General features: G+C 63.5%; 20 protein-coding genes, 1 tRNA gene and 1 pseudogene. 7 read left to right on the top strand and 15 right to left on the bottom strand.

What is annotated here, in order from left to right:
- Positions 1–59 precede the first annotated feature (59 nt).
- The 4 genes from LZ686_RS17530 (at position 60) to LZ686_RS17545 (ending at position 4,715) form a co-directional block, all read left to right on the top strand.
- On the top strand, positions 60–1,085 hold the full coding sequence (locus tag LZ686_RS17530; RefSeq protein WP_045982139.1) for an amino acid ABC transporter substrate-binding protein: 1,026 nt from the start codon (positions 60–62) through the stop codon (positions 1,083–1,085).
- Between the two features lie 120 nt (positions 1,086–1,205).
- The gene (locus LZ686_RS17535; protein ID WP_349548611.1) at positions 1,206–2,462 is read left to right on the top strand and encodes an amino acid ABC transporter permease; all 1,257 of its coding nucleotides are present in this window, start codon (positions 1,206–1,208) and stop codon (positions 2,460–2,462) included.
- Between the two features lies 1 nt (position 2,463).
- The gene (locus tag LZ686_RS17540; RefSeq protein WP_045982137.1) at positions 2,464–3,918 is read left to right on the top strand and encodes an amino acid ABC transporter permease; all 1,455 of its coding nucleotides are present in this window, start codon (positions 2,464–2,466) and stop codon (positions 3,916–3,918) included.
- Positions 3,919–3,929: 11 nt separating this feature from the next.
- The gene (locus LZ686_RS17545; protein ID WP_045982136.1) at positions 3,930–4,715 is read left to right on the top strand and encodes an amino acid ABC transporter ATP-binding protein; all 786 of its coding nucleotides are present in this window, start codon (positions 3,930–3,932) and stop codon (positions 4,713–4,715) included.
- Positions 4,716–4,751: 36 nt separating this feature from the next.
- Here LZ686_RS17545 and LZ686_RS17550 read toward each other — a convergent pair whose 3' ends face one another.
- From LZ686_RS17550 to rpmH, 10 genes are all read right to left on the bottom strand, one after another.
- Complete coding sequence (locus LZ686_RS17550) at positions 4,752–5,270, bottom strand: SixA phosphatase family protein (protein ID WP_045982135.1); 519 nt, start codon at positions 5,268–5,270, stop codon at positions 4,752–4,754.
- Between the two features lie 90 nt (positions 5,271–5,360).
- A complete protein-coding gene (gene argB / locus LZ686_RS17555; RefSeq protein ID WP_045982134.1) occupies positions 5,361–6,260 on the bottom strand; it encodes an acetylglutamate kinase in 900 nt (299 codons plus the stop codon).
- A 63-nt stretch (positions 6,261–6,323) separates the two neighbouring features.
- Complete coding sequence (gene yihA / locus LZ686_RS17560) at positions 6,324–6,974, bottom strand: ribosome biogenesis GTP-binding protein YihA/YsxC (protein ID WP_045982133.1); 651 nt, start codon at positions 6,972–6,974, stop codon at positions 6,324–6,326.
- Positions 6,971–7,732: an MOSC domain-containing protein gene (locus LZ686_RS17565; protein WP_349548612.1), complete on the bottom strand. Its 762-nt coding sequence runs from the start codon at positions 7,730–7,732 to the stop codon at positions 6,971–6,973. The genes yihA and LZ686_RS17565 overlap by 4 nt, the downstream gene beginning before the upstream one ends.
- Complete coding sequence (yidC, locus tag LZ686_RS17570) at positions 7,729–9,591, bottom strand: membrane protein insertase YidC (protein ID WP_148911427.1); 1,863 nt, start codon at positions 9,589–9,591, stop codon at positions 7,729–7,731. The genes LZ686_RS17565 and yidC overlap by 4 nt, the downstream gene beginning before the upstream one ends.
- A 152-nt stretch (positions 9,592–9,743) precedes the next feature.
- Positions 9,744–11,039, bottom strand: coding sequence for an EAL domain-containing protein (locus LZ686_RS17575; RefSeq protein ID WP_052714703.1), 1,296 nt, complete (start codon positions 11,037–11,039; stop codon positions 9,744–9,746).
- Positions 11,040–11,097: 58 nt separating this feature from the next.
- The gene (gene ttcA, locus LZ686_RS17580) at positions 11,098–11,985 is read right to left on the bottom strand and encodes a tRNA 2-thiocytidine(32) synthetase TtcA (RefSeq protein ID WP_349548613.1); all 888 of its coding nucleotides are present in this window, start codon (positions 11,983–11,985) and stop codon (positions 11,098–11,100) included.
- Positions 11,969–12,232, bottom strand: coding sequence for a membrane protein insertion efficiency factor YidD (gene yidD / locus LZ686_RS17585; RefSeq protein ID WP_045982129.1), 264 nt, complete (start codon positions 12,230–12,232; stop codon positions 11,969–11,971). Before yidD ends, ttcA begins: the two co-directional genes overlap by 17 nt.
- Positions 12,229–12,621, bottom strand: coding sequence for a ribonuclease P protein component (rnpA, locus tag LZ686_RS17590; protein ID WP_127897959.1), 393 nt, complete (start codon positions 12,619–12,621; stop codon positions 12,229–12,231). Before rnpA ends, yidD begins: the two co-directional genes overlap by 4 nt.
- Before the next feature lie 50 nt (positions 12,622–12,671).
- Positions 12,672–12,806, bottom strand: a complete 135-nt coding sequence (gene rpmH / locus LZ686_RS17595; RefSeq protein ID WP_042247969.1) for a 50S ribosomal protein L34 — start codon at positions 12,804–12,806, stop codon at positions 12,672–12,674.
- 250 nt (positions 12,807–13,056) lie between these two features.
- Here rpmH and LZ686_RS17600 point away from each other — a divergent pair, with 250 nt between their 5' ends.
- Together LZ686_RS17600 and LZ686_RS17605 are read left to right on the top strand one after the other, a co-directional pair.
- Complete coding sequence (locus LZ686_RS17600) at positions 13,057–14,478, top strand: sensor histidine kinase (RefSeq protein WP_046000117.1); 1,422 nt, start codon at positions 13,057–13,059, stop codon at positions 14,476–14,478.
- 85 nt (positions 14,479–14,563) lie between these two features.
- Positions 14,564–14,640 (top strand) — tRNA-Arg (locus tag LZ686_RS17605).
- A 596-nt stretch (positions 14,641–15,236) separates the two neighbouring features.
- On the opposite strand, the gene LZ686_RS17610 is transcribed toward LZ686_RS17605, so the two are convergent.
- Both LZ686_RS17610 and LZ686_RS17615 read right to left on the bottom strand, forming a co-directional pair.
- Positions 15,237–15,974 (bottom strand): hypothetical protein, encoded by a 738-nt coding sequence (locus LZ686_RS17610; protein ID WP_349548614.1) that lies wholly within the window; start codon positions 15,972–15,974, stop codon positions 15,237–15,239.
- Positions 15,975–15,987: 13 nt separating this feature from the next.
- Entirely contained in the window at positions 15,988–17,436 is a 1,449-nt protein-coding gene (locus tag LZ686_RS17615) for a metal-dependent hydrolase family protein (RefSeq protein ID WP_349548615.1), read from the bottom strand.
- A 643-nt stretch (positions 17,437–18,079) separates the two neighbouring features.
- On the opposite strand from LZ686_RS17615, the gene LZ686_RS17620 reads away from it, so the two are divergent.
- Complete coding sequence (locus tag LZ686_RS17620; protein WP_162198030.1) at positions 18,080–18,844, top strand: alpha/beta hydrolase; 765 nt, start codon at positions 18,080–18,082, stop codon at positions 18,842–18,844.
- Positions 18,845–19,916: 1,072 nt separating this feature from the next.
- Here LZ686_RS17620 and LZ686_RS17625 read toward each other — a convergent pair.
- The 3 genes and pseudogenes from LZ686_RS17625 to LZ686_RS17630 form a co-directional block, all read right to left on the bottom strand.
- Positions 19,917–20,870, bottom strand: a complete 954-nt coding sequence (locus LZ686_RS17625) for a hypothetical protein (protein WP_349548616.1) — start codon at positions 20,868–20,870, stop codon at positions 19,917–19,919.
- A gap of 140 nt (positions 20,871–21,010) precedes the next feature.
- Positions 21,011–21,496, bottom strand: a pseudogene (locus tag LZ686_RS18875) (DEAD/DEAH box helicase); the annotation flags it as partial.
- A gap of 418 nt (positions 21,497–21,914) precedes the next feature.
- The coding region (locus LZ686_RS17630; protein WP_349548617.1) for a hypothetical protein at positions 21,915–22,181 on the bottom strand (267 nt) is incomplete at its 5' end.

Genomic DNA, 22,181 nt, shown 5'->3' on the forward strand with positions numbered 1-22,181 from the left:
GGGTCCGCATCAGCGTTCGCGGACCGATCGGCCGCGGGCGCTCCAACACAGAGGTAACTATGAAAAAATCGGTTTTCCTGGGGACGGCGGCCGCGGCGACCCTGCTGGCAGGCATGGGCATGGCCCAGGAGGGGTCGACGCTGGCCCAGGTCAAGGAGCGCGGCGAGCTGAACTGCGGCGTCAACACCGGCCTGGTCGGATTCGCGGCGCCCGACGCCAGCGGCAACTGGACCGGCTTTGACGTCGCGTTCTGCCGCGCGCTGGCCGCAGCCGTCCTGGGCGATCCCGCCAAGGTCAAGTTCGTGCCGACCACCGGCCAGACGCGCTTTACCGCGCTGTCGTCGGGCGAGGTGGACGTCCTGGCCCGCAACTCGACCTGGACCTACTCGCGCGACACCGACCTGAAGCTGGATTTCATCGGGGTGAACTATTATGATGGCCAGGGCTTCATGGTCCGGTCCGATCTGGGCGTGACCTCGGCCAAGGAACTGGACGGCGCGACGATCTGCATCCAGACCGGCACCACGACCGAGCTGAACCTGGCCGACTATTTCCGCGCCAACAACATGACCTACACGCCCGTCAACATCGACAGCAATGCCGAGGGCGAGCAGCAGTACATGGCCGGCGCCTGCGACGCCTATACCACCGACGCGTCGGGCCTTGCGGCCACCCGTGCGGCCTTTGCCGACCCGGAAACCCACATCATCCTGCCCGAGATCATCTCCAAGGAACCCCTTGGGCCGGCCGTGCGCCATGGCGACAGCAACTGGGGCGACATCGCCCGCTGGACCCTGAACGCGCTGATCGCCGCCGAGGAATACGGCGTGACCTCGCGCAACATCGAGGAGCTGGTCCGGTCGTCCGAGAACCCCGAGGTCCAGCGCCTTCTGGGCACCACGGACGAGCTGGGCGCGATGATGGGCCTGGACGCAGAATGGGCACGCCGTGCCATCCTGGCGGGCGGCAACTATGGCGAGATCTTTGCCGCCAACATCGGCGAGCAGACCCCGATCGGCCTGGCCCGCGGCCTGAACGCGCAATGGACCCAGGGCGGCCTGCTCTACGCACCGCCGTTCCGCTGATCGGCTGACACGACCGGGGGTCGGACCCATGATGGGCCCGGCCCCAACCCTCCATCAACGATAATCCTGCCCAAGTGAAAAACGGCGCAAAGCCGATGGCAGGCGACAGGGGTAAGAAAGATGACGGACATCCGGGCAACGGCGACGCCGCCGTTCCGGCTGAGCATGCTGGTCAACGACCAGCGGTATCGGTCCCTGACATTTCAGGTCATCGTGTTCATTCTGGTCATGGCCGCCGCCTGGTGGCTGGTCGACAACACGATCCGCAACCTGGCCCTGATGGGCAAAAGCTTCGATTTCGGGTTCCTGTTCCAGCGCGCGGGATATGACATCCCGCAGACGCCGATCCCCTATACCGCCGACGATTCGCACCTGCGCGCATCGGTCGTGGGCCTGCTGAACACGCTGATCGTGGCGGTGCTGGGCTGCATCGCGGCGACGGTCCTGGGCGTGATCGTGGGCGTGTCGCGGCTGTCCAAGAACTGGCTGTTCGCCCGGCTGATGACCGTCTTCGTCGAGATCTTCCGCAACATGCCGCTGCTGCTGTGGATCCTGATCGTCTATGCGATCTTCACCGAGATCCTGCCGCCGCCCAACGCCTTCCGGGGCGAGGCCGCGACATCGGGGATGATCCTCTTTGACCACGTGGCGCTGACGAACCGCTATACCGCGCTGCCCACGCTGGCGATGACGAACGATCCGGGCAGCCTGGACCTGGGCGCGCGCATCACCTTCAACTGGGCCACCATCGCCTTTGTCGTGGTGCTGGTGGGGGGGTGGTTCGCACGCCGCATGATCGCGTCCTGGGCGCAGGACGTGCAGGACCGCACCGGCAGCCGGCCCACCACCTGGTGGATGTCGCTGGCGGTGATGATCGTGCCGTCGCTGCTGCTGATCTGGTATTTCGGCCTGCATCTGGAGCCGCCCACGCTGCAGGGCTTCAACTTCACCGGCGGGCTGAACGTGTCGAACTCGCTGGTCGCGCTGTGGCTGGCGCTGACGCTGTATACTGCCGCCTTCATCGCCGAGATCGTGCGCGCCGGCATCCTGGCCGTCAGCCGCGGCCAGTCCGAGGCGGCATTCGCCTTGGGCCTGCGCCCGAACCGCACCATGAGCCTGGTGATCCTGCCGCAGGCGCTGCGCGTGATCATTCCGCCGCTGATCTCTCAGTACCTGAACCTGACCAAGAACAGCTCGCTGGCGATCGCCGTGGGCTACATGGACCTGCGCGGCACCCTGGGGGGGACGACGCTGAACCAGACCGGCCGCGAGCTGGAGGCCATCGTGCTGATGATGCTGACCTATCTGGCCCTCAGCCTGATCATTTCCGCGGGGATGAACGTCTTCAACGCCCGCGTCAAACTGAAGGAGCGGTGAGATGAGCGACACCCACGCCCAGACCGTGCCCTTCGTGCGCGACACCATGCTGCCCTCGGCCGCGCCGCCGGTTCGCGAATCGGGGGCGATCCGCTGGCTGCGGACGAACCTCTTCTCGGGGCCGGTCAACACGGTGCTGACCCTTCTGGGGGCGCTGATCATCTGGTTCCTGGTCTCGACCTTCTGGGACTGGTTCGCCCATTCGGTCTGGAACGCCTCCAGCCTGAACGAATGCCGCGCGATCATCGCGGCCACCTGGGGCGAGGGCGCCCGCGGCGCCTGTTTCGCGGTGATCCGCGAACGCTGGAACCAGTACGTCTTCGGCTTCTATCCGGTCGAGCTGTACTGGCGGCCCACGATGACCTTCGGCCTGCTGATGGTCGCGCTGGCGCCGGTGCTGTTCTCGGCCTCGCTGTCGATCCGCCGCGTGGTGCTGGGCATCACCGCCGTCGTCACGCTGTGGGCGATGGTCGTGCTGGGCGCACCGGCGGGTTGGCTGATCTTTGCGGCCGCGGTGCTTGTCGCGGGACTGGTCGCATCAGAGCGCAACATCAGCTGGATGCTGCCCTTCTCGCTGGTCTATCCGCTGCTGGGCGTATGGTTCCTGTGGGGCGGCACCCTCTGGGGGCCGATCTTCGTGCTGGTCGGGCCCCTGTTGGGCTGGCTTGCCTGGCGGGCGCTGTCGCGCGTGTCGCCGATGCTGGCGACGGTCGTGGCGATCCTGGTGACGGTGTTGTTCTGGCTGGTGCTGGCAGGTGACGCGGCCCGCGATGCCGAGGCGCTGCTGCCGCTGTCGATCGACGCGGTGCGGTCGGACCGTTTCGGAGGCTTCCTGCTGTCGCTGACCATCGGCGTGGCGGGCATCGCGCTGTCACTGCCCCTGGGCATCGTTCTGGCGCTGGCGCGTCAGTCGGACATGTTCCTGATCAAGTCGCTGGCGGTGATCTTCATCGAATTCATCCGCGGCGTGCCGCTGATCACGCTGCTGTTCGTGGCTTCGCTGCTGCTGAACTACTTCCTGCCCCCGGGCACCAATTTCGACATCATCCTGCGCGTCATCATCATGGTGACGATCTTCGCCGCCGCCTACATGGCCGAGGTGATCCGCGGCGGTCTGGCCGCGCTGCCCAAGGGGCAGTACGAGGCCGCCGATGCCCTGGGCCTGGACTACTGGAAGGCGCAGCGCCTGATCGTGCTGCCGCAGGCACTGAAGATCTCGATCCCGGGGATCGTGTCGACCTTCATCGGCATGTTCAAGGACACGACGTTGGTGACCTTCGTGGGGCTCTATGATCCGCTGAAATCCATGTCGGACGCGGTGCGCGCCAATGTCGAATGGAAGGGCATCTATTGGGAGCCGTTCATTTTCGTCGGCGCCATCTTCTTTCTCATCTGCTTCGGCATGTCGCGATACTCGATGTATCTGGAACGCCGCCTGCAACGCGACCACAGGTAAGGACCCTGGTTATGGAACACATCGAACGCCGCATCGACCGCAGCCAGATGACCGTCAGCGACGAGGTCGCCATCGACATCCGCAACATGAACAAGTGGTACGGCACGTTCCACGTCCTGCGCGACATCGACCTGACCGTGCACAAGGGGGAACGGATCGTCATCGCCGGTCCGTCGGGGTCGGGGAAATCGACCCTGATCCGCTGCATCAACCGGCTGGAGGAGCATCAGGCGGGCCATATCGTCGTCGACGGGGTCGAACTGACCAGCGACATCAAGAATATCGACAAGGTCCGTTCCGAAGTCGGCATGGTCTTTCAGCACTTCAACCTGTTTCCGCACCTGACCGTGCTGGAGAACTGCACCTTGGCGCCCATTTGGGTGCGCAAGGTGCCGCGCAAGCAGGCCGAGGCGACCGCGATGCGGTTCCTGGAAAAGGTCAAGATCCCCGAACAGGCCGGGAAATATCCGGGCCAGCTGTCGGGCGGCCAGCAGCAGCGCGTGGCCATCGCCCGGTCGCTGTGCATGCAGCCCAAGATCATGCTGTTCGACGAGCCGACCAGCGCCCTGGACCCCGAGATGATCAAGGAGGTCCTGGACACCATGATCGAGCTGGCCGAGGAGGGGATGACCATGATCTGCGTCACCCACGAAATGGGCTTTGCGCAGGCCGTGGCGAACCGGGTGATCTTCATGGATCAGGGTCAGATCGTCGAGCAGAACAATCCCACCGACTTCTTCAACAACCCGAAATCCGAGCGGACCAAGCTGTTTCTCAGCCAGATCCTGGGTCACTGATCGACGGCGGGGGCGCAAAGCCCCCGCCGGACATCCTCAGATGCGCCCGTCCAGGCGCACGAAATCCATCACGCTGCCCTGACCCTTCTGCAGGTCGGCCCAGCTGTCGATCTGGAAATCCACCACCAGCGTCGCGCCGGTCGGATAGCGGCGGAAATCCGGGTCCATCGGCAGGCGCGCGGGCAGCATTGATGCGAATTCCGAAATGCCCGGGTTGTGGCCCAGCATCATCACCGTCGGCATCGTCGCCGTCTTCAGCACCGCCATCATCTTTTCCGCGCCCGCCTGATACAGGCCCGGCTCGATCCTCATCAGCGGCCGTACCTCGAGGGGAGCACCGGCGATGACGGCCCAGGTTTCCTGCGTGCGGGCCGAGGACGAACACAGGACCTCCTCGGGTTCATACCCGCGGCTGGCCAGCCAGTCGCCCAGGGCGCGCGCGGACCGGCGGCCGCGGTCGTTCAGCGGCCGGTCGTGATCGTCCAGGGTGGGATCGTCCCAGGCCGATTTCGCATGACGCGTCAGGATCAGGCGTCTGTGTCCAAGTGGGGTCATGAAAATGCTGCCTCTTTGTGCCATGCTGTCGGTTTCGGCAGCCTGCCACAGGCGCTGGCGAAGGGGCAAGCGCCCTTCGCCATGCCCCGATCACAGGCTGCTGGCGACCTGACGCAGGCCGCGCGGGGTCACGCGCGGTTCGGTGGTCCGGATCAGCGATCCGGCGCCGTGTTCGGTGAACAGCTCCAGCAGGCAGGCGTTGGGCACGCGTCCGTCCAGAATGACCACCGCGCGCACCCCGTCGTCCAGCGCCTTCAGCGCGGTCTCGGTCTTGGGGATCATGCCGCCGGCGATCTGGCCGTCGGCGATCATCGCGCGGACCTGGTCGGGATGCAGCTGCGTGACGACCTGGCCGGTCGCGTCCTTGACGCCCGCGACATCGGTCAAAAGCAGCAGGCGGTCGGCCTTGAGCGCGCCGGCGATGGCCCCCGCCGCGGTGTCGCCGTTGACGTTGAAGGTCTCGTTATCCTCCATGCCGGTGGCGACGGGGGCGATGACCGGGATCATCCCGGCGGTATACAGGTCGCGAATGATCTGGACGTTCATCTCGACCGGGCGACCGACGAAACCCAGTTCCGGGTCGTCGGCCTCGCACACCATCATGTCGTCGTCCTTGCCCGAGATGCCGACCGCGCGGCCCCCTGCGTCATTGATCGCCTGGACGATGCGCTTGTTGACCAGGCCGGACAGCACCATCTCGACCACCTCGACGGTCTCCTTGGTGGTGACGCGCTTGCCGCGGACAAAGCGGCTCTCGATGCCAAGGCGACCCAGCAGGTCGTTGATCATCGGCCCGCCGCCATGGCAGACGACCGGGTTCATGCCGACCTGCTTCATCAGCACGACGTCGCGGGCGAATTCGGCCATCGCCTCGTCGTCGCCCATGGCGTTTCCGCCGAACTTGACCACGACGACCGCCCCGGAATAGCGCTGCAGGTAGGGCAGGGCTTCGGATAGGGTGCGTGCGGTGGCGATCCAGTCACGGTTCATGTTCTGTGTTCTCATCCTTGGGGCCCCGATCTGACGGGGCGGACCCTAGGACGCATGCGCCGATCAGTCCAGCCCGGCGATGATCGCGCGCAGCGTGGCGATGCCCTGGTTCTTTTCGGAGCTGGTGACGACCAGTTCCGGATAGGCGGCAGGGTGTTTCTGCAACGCTTCGCGCACCTGGTCCAGGACCGGGGCCAGGGCGTTCGGGCCCAGCTTGTCGGTCTTGGTCATCACCACCTGGAACGGCACCGCGGACCGGTCCAGCAGGGTCATGATCTCGTGGTCGACATCCTTCACGCCATGGCGCGAATCGATGAGGCAGAACGCGCGGCGCAGGGTCTGACGCCCGGCCAGGTAGGATTTCAGCAGCGCTTGCCATTTCGCGACAACGGCGACGGGGGCCTTGGCAAAGCCATAGCCCGGAAGGTCGACCAGATAGGAGTGCTCGCCCAGGGCGAAGTAGTTGATCTCTTGCGTGCGGCCCGGTGTGTTCGACGCGCGGGCCAGTCCCTTGCGGCCGGTCAGCGCGTTGATCAGGCTGGACTTGCCTACGTTCGATCGGCCCGCAAAGCAGACTTCGGGACGGTTCGGCGGCGGCAGGCCGTCCATGTGGACGACGCCCTTGACGAAATCGACCGGCCCCGCGAACAGCAGGCGAGCCTGCTCTGCCTTGGAGGCTTCGGGATCGGGGGCGGTGGGAAAGGCGACTTTCATGCGTGGACCTGATCTTGCAGGCGGACCGGACCGCCGGTGACAACCTCGGCGAAGATGCCGAAATCGGTGTGGCCGTAAAGCCGGTCCAGCGTCTGGACCATGTCGATGTCGCGCGTCCCGCTGTCGGTATCAGCGCTGGTGGCGTCGCAGCGGCCGACATGGTCGGTGACCCGCAGTTCTGCCGCGCCGATGCGGATGGTGCGGCCGATCAGGTCGCGCTCCGCAAAGGGCGCCCAGCCATCGACCCACAGGTTGCCGCGCCACCGATGCGTGCCGAGGGCCTGGCCGCATTGGGCCTCCAATTGAGCCAGGCTGGACAGGGACAGAATGGACACAAGGGGCCGCTTCTGGTCGGTCCAGACAGCCGCACCATGCACCAGCCGGGTGGGGGCAGGGGCATCGGTCGGCCAAAGCGGGCGCAACCAGTCGATCAACTGCTGTCCCCGCGTGGCGGGGCCCAGCACCAGCGTGCCAGCCCGCGGATGGGACAGGTGCAGCATGCCGTCCCGCCACCCGCCAACGATGGCCTGCAGGTCGGCCGAGACGACGCCGCGCAGGAAGCAGGATTTGGGCAGCCAGCGATCCGGCTGCCCGTCGGTCTGGTGGGCCAAAGCGTGGCGTTCCCCCGCCTCTGTCAGCACCGCCCATTCACGATCGCCGGGCAGGCGATGGCCGGCCTGCAGGGTGACCTGCTCCAGCCCCTCTCCGCCGACCGACTTGATCGGATGGCGGCGGATCAGGGCCAGATGCGCGGTCACTTTCCTGCGCCGGGCTTGTTGCCGGGACGCTTGCGCGTGGGCATCGACGACTTGATGTTGCCGAACAGGTCCGGACGGTGCCCGTGCATCGACATGATCGTGTACTGCTGCAGGATCGTGATCACGTTGTTGGTGATCCAGTACAGCACCAGACCCGAGGCGAAGCCGCCCAGCATGAACATGAAGATCCACGGCATCCAAGCAAAGATCATCTTCTGCGCGGCGTCCGTGGGGGCCGGGTTCAGACGCTGCTGCATCCACATGCTGATGCCCAGGGCGATCGCCAGCGCGGGCAGCGTGACCGAGTGCAGCAGCGTCCCCTGCGCCGGCACGCCATAGGGCAGCAGGCCATAAAGGTTCAGCAGGCTGGACGGGTCGGGCGCGGACAGATCCTGGATCCAGCCGAACCACGGCGCATGGCGCAGTTCGATGGTGACGAAGATCACCTTATAGAGCGAGAAGAAGATCGGGATCTGCAGCAGGATCGGCAGGCAGCCCGCGGCCGGGTTCACCTTTTCCCGCTTGTAGAGCTCCATCACTTCCTTCTGGAACTTCATCCGGTCGTCGCCGGTGCGGTTCTTGATCTCCTCCATCTGCGGCTGCAGTTCCTTCATCTTCGCCATCGAGATGTAGGACTTGCGGGCCAGCGGGAAGACCAGCGTCTTCAGCACGAAGGTTAGCGCGATGATCGCCCAGCCCATGTTGCCGATGATGCCGTGCAGCCAGTGCAGCAGCTGGAAGATCGGCTTGGTCAGGAAGTAGAACCAGCCCCAGTCGATCGAATCGACGAAGCGCTGGATGCCGGGGGTCTCCTCATAGCCGCGGATGACCTCCCAGACCTTGGCGCCGGCGAACAGGTAGCTGTCCGCACTCAGCTGGGTGCCGGGCTCCACCGTCTGCATCGGGAAGCGGGCCTCGGTCTGATAGATGTCGGCGCCGTCGGCGTATTTCACGACCGCGGTGAAGGCCTGGCCGGGCGCGGGGGCCAGCGAGGACATCCAGTACTTGTCGGTGAAGCCGATCCAGCCGTTGCCGGTGACGTTATAGACCTCGGCCCGGCCTTCGCGGTCGATCGGGTCCAGTTCGGCGACGTCGTCGTATTTCATCTCGACCAGGGTGCCGTCGACCATGCCGACAACGCCCTCGTGCAGGATGAAGTTGTTCTGGGTGTCGGGGCGGCCATGGCGCGCGATGATGCCGTAGGGCGCGGCCGAGAACGCGGCATCGCCGTTGTTCTGCAGGCTCTGGCCGACGGTGAACAGATAGTTGTCGTCCAGCGCGAAGGTCCGGCGGAAGATCTGGCCCGCGCCGTTGTCCCATGCCAGCGTCACCGGCTGACCGGGGGACAGCGTCTCGCCCGATTCCAGCGTCCAGACGGTCGCGGGGTTCGGAACCAGGCTTGCATCCACGCCCGGACCGGGGGTCCAGCCATAGACGGCGTAATAGGGTTTGTACTGGGCGCTGTCGACGGGAATGCTGTCATCGGCCGTCGCGCTGGACGGCGTCAGCAGCCGCACGTCCGGAGACCCCTCGTCGCGGGTTTCCTGATAGCGGGTCAGCAGAAGGTCGTCGATACGACCGCCGGCCAGCGAGATGGACCCCGACAGCGCCGATGACTGGATCGCGACCCGGCCGGCGGGTTCTGCGGCATCCGGCTCGGCCGCCAGGTCGGCGGGGGCCGTCGTGGCCGCTCCCGTTCCGGGGGTGGCCAGCGGCTGGTCGCCCACGACCTGTTCCGTCAGCGGCTGCCCCGAGGGCTGGTCGGAGACGGGTTCGGGGGCGAAGACCGTATACCATACCAGGATCACCAGAAACGACAGGACCGTTGCCAGGATCAAATTGCGGTTGTTGTCTTCCATTCCGTCACCACCGTCATCGCGTCAGTCTGGGCGGTTCAACAGAACGCACCCCCAAAGGTCAAGCGGATTTGCCATTTGACGCAGGAATGCAAGGGAATTCGCCGAAACGCCCCGCGCGTGCGACCGCGGGGCGTGGGTCAGTGGGGCGGGTGTCAGCCGCGCAGGCCGATCGTGGGAAGGCGCGCCGCGGCGTCCGCGTGGCTGGCCAGGAAGTCCAGGCTTTTCGTCAGCGGCATGGGCCGGGCGATGGCATAGCCCTGGACTTCGTCGCAGCCCATCTGCGCCAGGAACGCATATTCCTCGCGGGTTTCAACCCCTTCGGCCAGGGCCGCGATGCCCAACCGCTCGGCCAGGGCCAGGATCGCCAAAATCATCCGCTGTTGGCCGTTGTCGATGTCGCAGGCCGTGACGAAGCTGCGGTCGATCTTGATACGGTTGATCCCGAACTGTCGTATCGCGTCCAGGCTGGCATAGCCGGTGCCGAAATCGTCCAGGTCGATCTGGCATCCGGCCTCGGCCAGCTTGCGCAGGTTCTCGCGGGTCTCTCCGCTGCTGGTGACGGGGCCCACGCTTTCCAGCACCTCGACCACCAGGCGGCGTGGAGAGATCTCGTGGCGATCCAGCTCCCACAGCAGGCAGTCGGCAAAACCGCGGTCCGACAGTTCGCAGTTCGAGATGTTGATCGACACGGTCGGCACGTCGAACCCGGCCTTGTCCCAGGTCTTCAGCGCGGCCATGGACTGCGCCAGCATGAACAGCGTCAGGGTGTTGTGATCGGCAGGCGACATGTGCGGCAGGAACACCCCCGGGGCAAGGATGCCGCGGGTCGGGTGGTTCCAGCGGGCCAGTGCCTCGAACCCGGTGATCTGGCCGGAATTGCAGCACACCTGCGGCTGGAACCATGCCTCCATCTGCGCCGCGACCACCGCATCGCTGACGGTCGCGATCAGGCCCGGCCCGGACAGGGCAGGGTCGTAGGGATAGAGACGCAGCTGGCCAAGGGCGCAATCCTCGACCAGGTTCATCCGCTGGCGGGCATTGTCGACCAGCGCGGTGATCGAGGGCAGGTCGGGGGTCGTTGCATGGATCAGAACGCCGGTCATCACCGGGGTGACCTGCTGGCCCGACAGGGCGACGGGCGTCTGTCCCTGCTGGTGCAGTCTGCGCGCGACCTGCAGCGCGTCGCGGTCGGTCCGGTCGCGCAGCACGAAGGCGAACAGGCCGGGCGCCAGCACCTGCACCGGATCATAGGGACGCACCGCGCCACCCAGGGTCATCGACAGCTGCACCATCAGGTGCCCCATCGCGGCCTTGTCCAGGATGTTGCCCAGGGCTTCGGTGTTCTCCAGCCGCATCAGCAGCAGGCTGCGGGACAGGTCCTGACCCCGCTTGGCGCCGCCAAGCAGCCTGCGGAGAGGCGAGAACAAGCGGTTCGCATTCTTTGACATACCGGACCTTTCACGGAATCACCGGGGTCAGGAATAGATCAAATTGCTTGTCGTACCGTTAATGTTCCCCGGCCAGATCGCGCAGGATCGGCGGAAGGGCGGGCTTATCACCCTGTTCGGGCGGGAAAATCGCGGAAAAATCGAATAGTTCAGTATCCAGCAGGTGCGACGGCCGGACATTCATCAGCGACCGGAACATCACCTGCCGTCGTCCGGGCGTCCGCGCCTCCCATTCGTCCAGCATGCGTTTCACCTGGACGCGCTGCAGCCCTTCCTGGCTTCCGCACAGATCGCAGGGGATGATGGGATAGTTCATCGCCCGCGAAAAGCGGTCGCAATCGTCCTCGGCCACATAGGCCAGAGGGCGCAGGACGGTCAGGTCGCCATCCTCGTTCAGCAGCTTCGGCGGCATGGTGGCCAGGCGACCGCCATGGAACAGGTTCATGAAGAACGTCTCCAACATGTCGTCGCGGTGATGGCCCAGCACGACGGCGGAACAGCCCTCCTCGCGCGCGATGCGGTACAGGTTGCCGCGGCGCAGACGCGAACACAGCGCGCAATAGGTGCGGCCGGCCGGGACCTTCTCCTTCACGATGGAATAGGTGTCCTGGTATTCGATCCGGTGCGGCACGCCGCGCGCCTTGAGGAACTCGGGCAGCACCGTGGCCGGAAAGTTGGGCTGTCCCTGGTCAAGGTTGCAGGCCAACAGCTCGACCGGCAGCAGCCCGCGCCACTGCATCTCGTGCAGGATCGCCAGCAGGGTATAGCTGTCCTTGCCGCCCGACAGGCACACCAGCCAACGGTCGCCGGGGCGGACCATCGCGTAATCCTCGATCGCGGCACGGGTCTCGCGGACCAGCCGCTTGCGCAACTTGCGGAACTCGGTCCCCTGGGGGGCGCCCGCGAACAGGGGGTGGATCTCGGTGGTGTCAGCGTCGTCCAGCATCGCGGGCCCTTTCATGGTCGGGATCGGCGCCGGGCACCGGGTCATAGCCGTGCCCGCCCCAGGGATGACAGCGCCCGATGCGCCGCAGGGCCAGCCAGCTGCCGCGCAGGGCGCCGTGGCGGGCCAGCGCATCCAGCGCATAGGCCGAACAGGTCGGCTGGAACCGGCAGCCATGCCCGACCCAAGGAGAGGCCAGCAGCCGATAGCCGCGCACCGGCAGCGCGACAAGGCGTGCCAGCGGGCTCATGCGTGGATCTTGGCCATGGCGCGCGCGAAATCGCCCTGCAGATCGGCAAAGGGCCGGGCGATGGTCGCTTCGGGGCGACCGACCAGGACATAGTCCCATCCGGCATGACCCAGATCGCCCAGCCCAAGGCGGGCGACCTCGCGCAGGCGCCGCTTGGCCCGATTGCGGGCCACGGCATTGCCGATCTTCTTGGAGCAGGTGAATCCGATCCGTGCCGGGCCGTCATCGTCCCGCCTGCGGGCCTGCAGCAGGAAGCCTGGCATTCCCTGACGCCGCGCACGGGCGGCGGCCAGGAAATCGGCGCGTTTCTGCAGGACGGGCGGCATGCGAAATGCCGCCGTGCCGACATCCCTTGGCTGAACTTCAGCAGGATGGGGCAGAGGCGGCATGTTGAAAGCCTTTACGTGGCGGTCGTGACCGCCGGCAGGATCACGAATGATCAGGCCGACAGACGCTTGCGGCCCTTGGCGCGGCGGCGGTTCAGCACCAGACGGCCGCCTTTGGTGGCCATGCGGGCGCGGAAGCCGTGACGGCGCGCACGAACGAGGTTCGACGGTTGGAAGGTGCGCTTCATGATCAGTCTCCGGGTCGGTTCTTGCGGGGCGGATCGGGACGGGGCAGATTGCAGAAGACTGCCCTGCGCCACGACGCCGGTTGTTCGAAGCCCGCTGGATAGTGGACCCGCAGGCCCACGTCAACCATCCAAACCGGTAAATCACGGGCCAATCGGTCCGGGAACCGGGTCACGATCACATTCGTTTGATGTGCAAACCCGCAATCGCTTGGCTGACAAGTCCGGCCCGCGACACCATAACCCGGACACGATGCGACTGAACACGATCTCTGGCCGATTCGCCGCGCTGACAACCATGTTCGTCATCCTGGCAGAGCTGTTCATCCTGCTGCCATCCTTGGCGGGCTTTCGGCTGGACTATCTGGAGAGCCGGCTGGAACGGGCGCAGATCGCCAGCCTGGCCCTGCTGGCCACCGACGAATCGATCGCCCTGGACCTGGAGGCCGAGCTGCTGCAGACGGCCGGCGTGTTCAACGTCGTGCTGCGGCGCAACGACGTGCGCCAGCTGGTCCTGTCGTCGCCCATCCCGGGCCCGATCGCCGCGACGTATGATCTGCGGTCCGAAGGTGTGCTGCACACGATCGGCGATTCGCTGCGGGCGTTGGCCGACCGACAGAATCGCGTGATCCGCGTCATCGGCGCACCGGTGAATCAGGCGGGCCAGCTGATCGAGATCACCATGGAGACCGCGCCGCTGCGTCAGGCGATGATCGACTACGGCCTGCGCCTGCTGGCGGTATCGGCCGCGTTCTCGATCCTGACGGCGGTCCTGCTCTTCACAGCCGCGCAACGGATGATCCTGGTGCCGATCCGCCGCGTGATCACACACATGTCCGCCTATGCCAGCGCGCCCGAGGACAGCCGCCACATCATCATCCCCGACGCGCGCCTGGCGGAACTCCGCGAGGCCGAGACCGCCCTGCAGTCGATGCAGCAGACCGTGACGTCCTCCCTCAAGCAGAAGGAGCGGATGGCACAGCTGGGCCAGGCGATCGCAAAGATCAGCCACGACCTGCGCAACATCCTGACCACGGCGCAGATCTTTGCCGACCGTCTGGAGGACAGCGCCGACCCCAAGGTGCGCCGAGCCGCGCCCAAGCTGGTCAATTCGATCACCCGCGCCGTGAACCTGTGCGAGACGACGCTGGCCTTCGGCAAGGCCGAGGAGCCTGCGCCGACGCTGTCACGCTTCAACCTGGCGCAGCTGGCCGCCGAGGTGATCGAGGCCGAGACCCTGGCAGGGGAGGCGGCAGGGCGGGTCGAGTTCCTGACCGACATTCCCCCCAGCCTTGTGATCCGCGCCGATCGCGATCAGCTGTACCGCGTGCTGGCCAACCTGGCCCGCAATGCCCGCCAGGCGATCGAGGCGACCGGCGGCCCCGGCACGGTCGAGATCGGCGCCGGCGAGGCAGAGAGCGATTGGTGGATCAAGGTGTGCGATTCGGGACCGGGCCTGCCGGACAAGGCGCGCGAGTACCTGTTCAAGCCTTTCACGGGCAGCACGCGCCGCGGCGGCACGGGCCTGGGTCTGACGATCGCGGCCGATCTGGTGCGTGGGCACGGGGGCCGGCTGATCCTGCTGCGCAGCGATGCCGAGGGCAGCCAGTTCTGCATCCACATCCCCCGCGGGATGGCCGATCTGTCGGCCCGCGCCGATGCTGCGGCGCGCTGAAGGACGATTTGCCAAAAAGGAGTCATCTTTTTGTCTTTTCGCCCTTGCATCCCCCCGGCGTGGCCGCTAATTCCCACCGCATGTTGCACCCGTAGCTCAGCTGGATAGAGCACCAGACTACGAATCTGGGGGTCGGGCGTTCGAATCGCTCCGGGTGCACCATTTTTCCTTTTTTGTGAACACTAGGCAAAATTGCCGTTTTGGTCACGGCTTTGCCTTTTTGGTGGCCCCATATCTCCGCCCGCTCCTTCCTGTTCCGCCAGTGGCGAAGCTATCTCTGCTTTTCGCTTTGGATGACCTCATGTCATCCGAAGGGCAAGGCAGGGTGGGCGCAGCCCGACCTGCGGCCGGACGGTGATCTGAACACGGGGCCGGAGCGGTGAAATTGGGAGGGACCCGCGCGCCTCGCGCGTGGGAGGAACCGGATTTCTCCGTGGAGGCTGACGCGCAGCGGCACCAGAGCCCGTGTTCAGATCGCCGGCCGGATGGCAGGCGGAAAAAGAAACGAAAGATCGGCAGGCGTGCCAGAGCGAAGCAGAGGCGCGGCTGTCCACTGGATCAGCGATCGCGGTGCCCGCGATCACCATATCTCTGAAAAGCAGTCTTAGGACTGCCAGGCAACATGGACGTGAAAAGCCTATAGACGACACTCATGCCACCTGCAGCTAATGCAGTCGTAGCATGAGCGCTCGGCCTATCGCAGCAACTCAGCCTCCGTCGCTAACCGCGCAACATCATGCGCTAGCAGTCGCGGCAACCTAGAACCGCAAGGTTGCTCCAATGATCGGCCCCGCCATCGTCATGTCAATCCGGGTACCGCCATCACGATAATCCACATTCAGCTGCCGATAGCCGCCAGAAAGATAAAGCTGATCGGTTACTTGATAGTTGGCAGTAGCTACGATCTGGCTGGTGTCATGTGAGCCTCCGACGTCAAATCCACCATAATCGGCATAGAACAGGGCGCTCCAGCGCGGCGACGAGGTGTAGTTCACACGAACGGCCACGACCGGGTCAGCAAAGGACTTGCCGCCGCTGCGCGTGATCGCGCCACCAAAGACGTCGGCTGTCCCTTCGATCTGCCACAGTCGTGTGCCCGCCAGGACGTCCATGTGCATTTCCGGCAGATCGACTGCCCTGTAGCCACCCAGCAGGGTCAGCGAGCTTTGGCGGATATTGGCGCGCGCTGGAATGCCTGGCGGCACCATCCCCTCTTCGCTGGCCGACGCGATACTGAGGTCACCCATCAACACGAAGCGGTCGCGGCGGGCATAGCTAGACAGGAAGAAGGCGCCGTCCAGATTGTCGAGGACGTCCGACAGGGACTTGTCGACCTCGACGGTTGGGGCGCCGGTGAAGGGCGTGACATCGCCGCCGAGGCCAGCACCCCAGACATAGGCCGTGACCTGGCCCTGCCAGGCACTGTCCTGCGCGGCAGCGGGCAGGACAGGCAGAACGATCACGGCCATCGCCGCCAGCAGCTTGGTCAAACGCATCGTCATCTTCCTTTCACAGGCTGTTCTTGTGGATGCGGCCGTTCTTGACGATCAGCCGCAGATTGCCGGTGTCCTCCAACCAGGCGAGGCTAGCCTCCGGATCGCCTTCGACGACCAGCAGGTCGGCAAGGGCTCCCGGCGCGATCACGCCAAGGCGCCCGTCATAGGGGGCACGTGGTCCCGACATGGCCAGCAACTGCCCCGCCGCCCCGGTTGCACGATGCAGCGCCTCGAGCGGCGTCATGAAGCGCGCGAGTTTGGTCAGATGCCGCCCCTGCTTTTCAGCGCCGCCGAACAGCACGTCGCTGCCGAAGGCCCAGTTCACGCTGTGCGTCCGCGCGAGGTCAAATGCACGCATCGTGCCCTCCGCCACCATCTTCTGCGCGGCAATGGCTGCGGGATCGGCGTACTGGTTCGAATCCTCGTCGGCCAGGAAGGGCTGCAGCGACCACCAGACGCCGTTATCGGCCATCATTCGGACTGTCTCCTCGTCAGCCAGCTGACCGTGTTCGATGGACTTCACGCCGGCGCGGATGCAGCGCTGAATCCCGCGCGAGGTATAGACATGGGCGCAGACATATGTGTTCCAGTCGTCGGCCGCCTGGACGGCCGCGCGCATCTCCTCTTCCAGGAACTGCGTGGAATCGATTGGATCAGAGGGAGAGGCGACCCCACCGCCCGCCATGATCTTGATCTGGCTGGCACCCTTCATAAGCTGCTCGCGCGTCCGCCGCAGCACGTCGGCGGGCCCGTCGGTGATGGCAGTCATGCCGTTTTGCATGGCATAATCTGCCTTGTCCGACGGCATCAGCGGCAGTTGGTTGGGAAAGCGGAAATCGCCATGCCCTGAGGTCTGAGAAATCATTGCACCCGACGGGAAGATGCGGGGGCCTTCGACCACACCCCGGTCAATCGCGGCCTTCAGGCCAAAGGCAGGTCCGCCCACATCACGCACGGTGGTGAAACCGCGCTGTAGCGTGGCACCGGCCTGCTGGCCGGCCAGCAGATGGACCAGCCCGATATCCTGCGTCAAGGCAACGACCTGACTGACCGATGCCAGCGTGGCATGCCAATGCGCATCGATCAGTCCGGGGATCACACTGCGCCCGCCGCAATCAATGCGTTCGGCGTCCTCAGGGCCCTGACCGGCCGCCGGAAGCCCAGCGATGCGCCCGCCTTCGATCAGGATGTCGACGCCCTGGCGCATCGACAAGGTCTCTCCATCGAACAACCTGAGGTTGGTCAGTAGCAGAGGGCGGGCCGGGGTCTGGGCGCGAAGCTCCCGCGGTGCAAGGCCGAAACCCGCGAACATCCCGACCACGGCCGCCATGCCGCCGATCATCTGTCGACGAGATATGTCGGCCTCGATCCGGCGCATCGCCGTCTGCGTCTCTGGCCGTCCGCAGTGACAAAAACTCTGTGTTCCCGGCTTGTTGACACCCTCAAAACAGGCAAAGCACATCGCGCACCCTTTGTCGTTGTGACCGCAAGCCCAGCAAAAATATCGAGCCCTCTTCACGAAAAGGTAACCTTAGGTTGCGTTAGTTTCATACAAGAAAAATCTCGTATTTCTGCCGCCGTCGTGCGTCATCATGACACGCAGATGTCCCGCTATGCTTTATTGAGGATGTTCGGGTTTCGGCAGACGGCACTCAGCGCGAAAGGAGACATCTCGCTGAGTATTCCTGCCAGTAAGCACGAGTAGCCAAGTGTCTAGGCAGCCGTCGCATCGGCAAAGAGGAGTTGCCAGAATGATAGGATGGTCCAATAGACCTTTCTGTTTTGTTCCCGGACATCAGATGCGATCCATCACTGCGGCATTGTTAGTTATGACAATTTCCGCCTGCGGCGCACGTCCAACGAACGAGGTGCTTCGCCCGACCTCGGCGATAGTTGAAGATGCACAGATCACGCAGGTCTACGTCGCAACCACGCGTGCCCCCCGTACGGCAGACAGTACAGACTTTGGATATGTCCCATCACTTGGTCCCAGCTATGCCACCTTCTTAATGTCGACACCCCCCGGACACCAAACGGGGCGGATAGAGTGGCCAGGGGGTCAGACTGACCCGGCCACCAGCTTTGCCACGGTGGACAGCACTATTATGAGGGAAGACGAATTCCGAACAGCGGTGTCCAATGACCCGCGCAAGGGATCAGGTGTTGTCGTCTTTGTTCACGGCTTCAATCACAACTTCCCCGAGGCACTCTATCGATTGGTGCAGCTTTCCGTCGATTCCCGGGCTGATGGAGTGCCGGTGCTGTTTTCGTGGCCGTCTGCGGGGTCCCCTTTTGCTTATCTGGCTGACAAAGATGCGGTGGCTTTCTCGCGTGACGGGCTGGCGCGAACGCTGTCCGCGCTGGTCGACGACGCCGAGGGCGCCCCAGTCCAGGTCGTTGCGCATTCGATGGGGGGGCTACTGACCATGGAGGCTCTGCGACAATTAAAGCTGGAAGGACAAGATGATGTTCTGGACCAGTTGTCTGTCGTCATGGCGGCCCCGGACATTGACCCCGATGTTTTCCGGGCGCAGATCGCCGTGATCGGTCCGATGGCCCGAACGATGACCCTTCTGGTCTCGCAGGACGATCGAGCCTTGGATTTGTCATCCCGGCTCTCTAGCCACCGGGCCCGGGTTGGCGCGCTGGACGTCGCCGATCCCAGGGTGGAAAGAGCCGCACGCGCTGCCAACATCGCGATTGTGGACATATCGGCTCTGCCAGCGTCGAACCGGATCAACCATGACCGCTATGTCGAATTGTCCGCAATCTACGGGGAGCTGAACTCGGAGCAGTCACCATATCGCACAGGCGCCACTGCATTGAGCGAGGCAGGGGTGCATGTGCTCGATGCGTTTCTGAGGAACTAGGGGTAGTCTCGACGGGGTCCGACGTCTTTGCTGCGTATTGTCGGATTGCGAATGACTTAGCGGAGCAAGTGTCCGCTCTTAAACTGATAAAGTAATGGCTATGCTGCACAAATTACAGACTGCATTTCACCGTTTGCGGCGATCCCTACGAACAGAGGGCCAGTAACGCTGCACCTGGAGCGAACGACCGTAAGGTCCCGCATAGCGAACGGTTCACGATAGCCCCCATCCGTCATTTATGCGGGACCTTCCAGAAGTCCGCTGCAGTTGCAGGACTCGTGTACCCGTCAACTCAAAGGCCGATACGAAGGAAGGAAAGCCGACTTTCGCTGCGCCTGCTCTATGCTTGCTGTGCACCTCTTGTCACAACTGAGTGCTGGCGAATGGACCAGTATCGATACTTGAGAACGCTTCAATCACCTCTTTGAGATCCCTCCCTACACGAACCCTTTCTTTGAGGCCTTCAATCGTTTCACCGCTTTCTGCTCCAGCTACATGCGGGCGCACGTCCTCGAACGCCCTATGGATCGCTCTTCGCGGCAACGTTCCGTCCAACATCGAAAACGGCTGCCATCTCTGCATCTCGCAGCCCACGCCGAACGCAGACATGAGTAAGGAGGAGAGGGCCCGCCTCCTCCACCGTACTGGATTCAGATCCTCCTTGTATAAAGACCTGCATAATACGAGATGGCAAACCCATTATATGTGCCAAGTCCGGGATCACACGGATCACAAACTTGCGTGCGTCAGGCGAGAACTGCGCCGCAGCACCCTTCGGCGATATCATCGGCTGGATTTTGTTCAGTTGTGCGCCATCCATTCACTGTTGAAGCGTCGCGTTAAGCTTGGGGACTAAATACTGCGCTTTTTCACTATCAGATGGCAGATCCCCATAGGCCTTTCCGAACAGATCGTCGAAAGTGGACGGCTTGATCATTCGAATAAGATAGCCTTGGATTGGCCTGCATCCATGAGAACATCCACTCGCAGATCCCGGCTACGGTGCCTGCCATATCATCTGGGGCATCGTTCAAAGCGTCGGACAAAGCTTTGAGCACGTCCTCCGGGAGGCCTACCATGGAAGCAAGGTCCCGGTAGCTCTGATCGAGCACAGCGGCATCTTGATCCAAGGGGGATATGACAGACAGAGCGGCCCTCGTTCGGATCTCAACCCATTGTTCTTAAATCGCTTTCTGCTTTCGGAAAGCTGTAAGGCTTCGGGGCAAATCGATTCGATGCGGCCTCCGTCTTCGCCACCCAAATGGGTCTCCGTCAGGCGGCTGACGACATACCGTTCCAGATCTCCGGCGTCCTCCGCTTCGTAATGAATACGGTCCATGACGGCTTCAAATGGATATTCATGAACTAAGCACTGATCGGACTGGCTGAAGACCTCGCGGAGCTGCGTCCATTGCCTACCAATCGTACCATCTTTATCTGAAAGAGGAACAACCCTACCGGTAATAATAAGCACGATACCCGAAGCGCTCTGACCCGCGCGTCCGGCCCGCCCGGCGGCATTCAGCAACGCAGCGGCATCGAGAAGATCACGGCGGTTCGTTTCACGATCAAAGCGACTGTCCTCAGCGATGATCACCAAGTCGGCCGGCAGCTTCATCCCCTGCGCTAAGGTGGGTGTCGCGACGAGAACCTCTAGACCGCCGTCTCGACCGTATAGCCTCTCCGCTAAGTCGCTTTCATATGGAAGCAAAAGGCGGTGATGGGCCATGGCGGCGCTTTGCAGAGCAACGTTCTCGACGACGAGATAAGCATCGCCCGCGTTACCTATTTCATCGATTACTGTTTCGTATAGACGCTTTTCAATTGCCGTAAGCTCGGTCGGAGGAGCGTTGATGATCGCCGACGCCTTTTTGGCGATCGACCATGCGTTGGGAACTGACTGGGAAAAGACGAGGGTCCAGAGTCCGGCAGCTGATGCCGAAGCAGCAATTTGCGACGCAAGCTCACCCGAGTCTAGGGTCAGACCCCATTGTTTATTAGTGGACAATAGGACCTCATGGTCCAAAAGCGAGAGCAGTGCGTACTCATCGCGCCTTGTTGACGCCCATGTCTGCTTTAAGCTGAAAAAACCGAATGGAGCAGCGTTTAGGGTTCGATTGAGTGTAGCGGGCGGACCTAGTATGGTTCTTTTCTGCCAAGCCTCTCTTATATGCTGCTTATGACGTTCGATCGCGTCCGCTTGGTACACGACGCAGCCCGCAACTGTCGGGTCGGCTTCCAAACGTCATCAAGAGGGATGGACCGGCATTCCGTCAACTTCCCAAGCCATTCGGCGATCTCTCCCGTGTTCGTCACCATAGCCGATAGGAGGACAAGATCCGCATCTGGGTCAACCCGAGTAAAGCGGATCAGGCATAGCATTGCGTCGATAGCTCGCAGATCTCTGTCAGTCTTCGGATGGATCAGATGGCACTCGTCGCGGATGAGAAGTCCGATTTCCGCAAAGCTCTCAGGCTCGATATGGCTCGCGTAGAGGCATGCTTCCCGGGTCATTACTAGTATGTCGGGCAACTCTTCAGGCAACGTGTCTTCCTCTAAATCCTCTGCCCTCTGTCCCTTAACGCTGGTGTTCGGGAAGGCGGCCCGCAAGACCCGGGCGGTCTGATCGACCAGTGCATGGGTTGGCGCGAGGAAAACAACTTTTCAGATCTCGCAGAAGAGCTGCATGAATTTAATTGCGCGGTGGTCGATTTGCCTGGACCTTTTGTAAAAACAACTGCACAGGATGTGCCGGGTTCGAGGTAGCCTGCCCTGAATGCAGCGAGGTGGTTCGACCAGATATAAGTCCTCTTCTTCGCGACTCGCGCCATCGAATGATGCCAGCGATCGGAAGGTACACCGTCTGGCGGGTCAACGTTGATGACTGCTACTTCGATAAGCGCAGAACTTGCTGCTTCGAGAAGCCGCGCCAAGTGAAATGGACCCGGAAAAGAGGCTACCACTATCGGCGGCAGGCCTTCCATTACGACAGCGTCGTCTGGTTTGGCTGACTTTGCGACGCCACGGAAAACCGCTGCATGTCGCTTCCTATCCGCGTCCGGGATGCCTCCTAAAACGGCCGCGAGCGCACGGATTGAGGTGCCGCCTGAAAGCTGGGCACTGACGTAAGCTCTGTTTTTGCTGTCTGCTGATCTTCGTCACGAGGGAGATCGACGATGTCGAAACGAAAGCAGCACGCCCCTGAGTTCTCTTTTTTGGAAAGAAAGCTGAAGCCCTGGGGCGGGAAGGGATGAGGCATTGGAACGCCATTGGTCCGAGAGACGATGCCGAACGGCATGGTCGAACGCGACCATCCGGACCTGTCGATCGGCCGGCA

This window comes from Paracoccus sp. NFXS7, assembly GCF_040148865.1.
GTDB lineage: Bacteria > Pseudomonadota > Alphaproteobacteria > Rhodobacterales > Rhodobacteraceae > Paracoccus > Paracoccus marcusii.

What these genes read in the sequence shown, in the direction of transcription:
- LZ686_RS17530 (WP_045982139.1), top strand. Translation starts at nt 60, where the DNA reads ATGAAAAAATCGGTTTTCCTGGGGACGGCGGCCGCGGCGACCCTGCTG.
- LZ686_RS17535 (WP_349548611.1), top strand. Translation starts at nt 1,206, where the DNA reads ATGACGGACATCCGGGCAACGGCGACGCCGCCGTTCCGGCTGAGCATG.
- LZ686_RS17540 (WP_045982137.1), top strand. Translation starts at nt 2,464, where the DNA reads ATGAGCGACACCCACGCCCAGACCGTGCCCTTCGTGCGCGACACCATG.
- LZ686_RS17545 (WP_045982136.1), top strand. Translation starts at nt 3,930, where the DNA reads ATGGAACACATCGAACGCCGCATCGACCGCAGCCAGATGACCGTCAGC.
- LZ686_RS17550 (WP_045982135.1), bottom strand. Translation starts at nt 5,270, where the DNA reads ATGACCCCACTTGGACACAGACGCCTGATCCTGACGCGTCATGCGAAA.
- argB (WP_045982134.1), bottom strand. Translation starts at nt 6,260, where the DNA reads ATGAACCGTGACTGGATCGCCACCGCACGCACCCTATCCGAAGCCCTG.
- yihA (WP_045982133.1), bottom strand. Translation starts at nt 6,974, where the DNA reads ATGAAAGTCGCCTTTCCCACCGCCCCCGATCCCGAAGCCTCCAAGGCA.
- yidC (WP_148911427.1), bottom strand. Translation starts at nt 9,591, where the DNA reads ATGGAAGACAACAACCGCAATTTGATCCTGGCAACGGTCCTGTCGTTT.
- LZ686_RS17575 (WP_052714703.1), bottom strand. Translation starts at nt 11,039, where the DNA reads ATGTCAAAGAATGCGAACCGCTTGTTCTCGCCTCTCCGCAGGCTGCTT.
- ttcA (WP_349548613.1), bottom strand. Translation starts at nt 11,985, where the DNA reads ATGCTGGACGACGCTGACACCACCGAGATCCACCCCCTGTTCGCGGGC.
- yidD (WP_045982129.1), bottom strand. Translation starts at nt 12,232, where the DNA reads ATGAGCCCGCTGGCACGCCTTGTCGCGCTGCCGGTGCGCGGCTATCGG.
- rnpA (WP_127897959.1), bottom strand. Translation starts at nt 12,621, where the DNA reads ATGCCGCCTCTGCCCCATCCTGCTGAAGTTCAGCCAAGGGATGTCGGC.
- rpmH (WP_042247969.1), bottom strand. Translation starts at nt 12,806, where the DNA reads ATGAAGCGCACCTTCCAACCGTCGAACCTCGTTCGTGCGCGCCGTCAC.
- LZ686_RS17600 (WP_046000117.1), top strand. Translation starts at nt 13,057, where the DNA reads ATGCGACTGAACACGATCTCTGGCCGATTCGCCGCGCTGACAACCATG.
- LZ686_RS17610 (WP_349548614.1), bottom strand. Translation starts at nt 15,974, where the DNA reads ATGCGTTTGACCAAGCTGCTGGCGGCGATGGCCGTGATCGTTCTGCCT.
- LZ686_RS17615 (WP_349548615.1), bottom strand. Translation starts at nt 17,436, where the DNA reads ATGTGCTTTGCCTGTTTTGAGGGTGTCAACAAGCCGGGAACACAGAGT.
- LZ686_RS17620 (WP_162198030.1), top strand. Translation starts at nt 18,080, where the DNA reads ATGAGGGAAGACGAATTCCGAACAGCGGTGTCCAATGACCCGCGCAAG.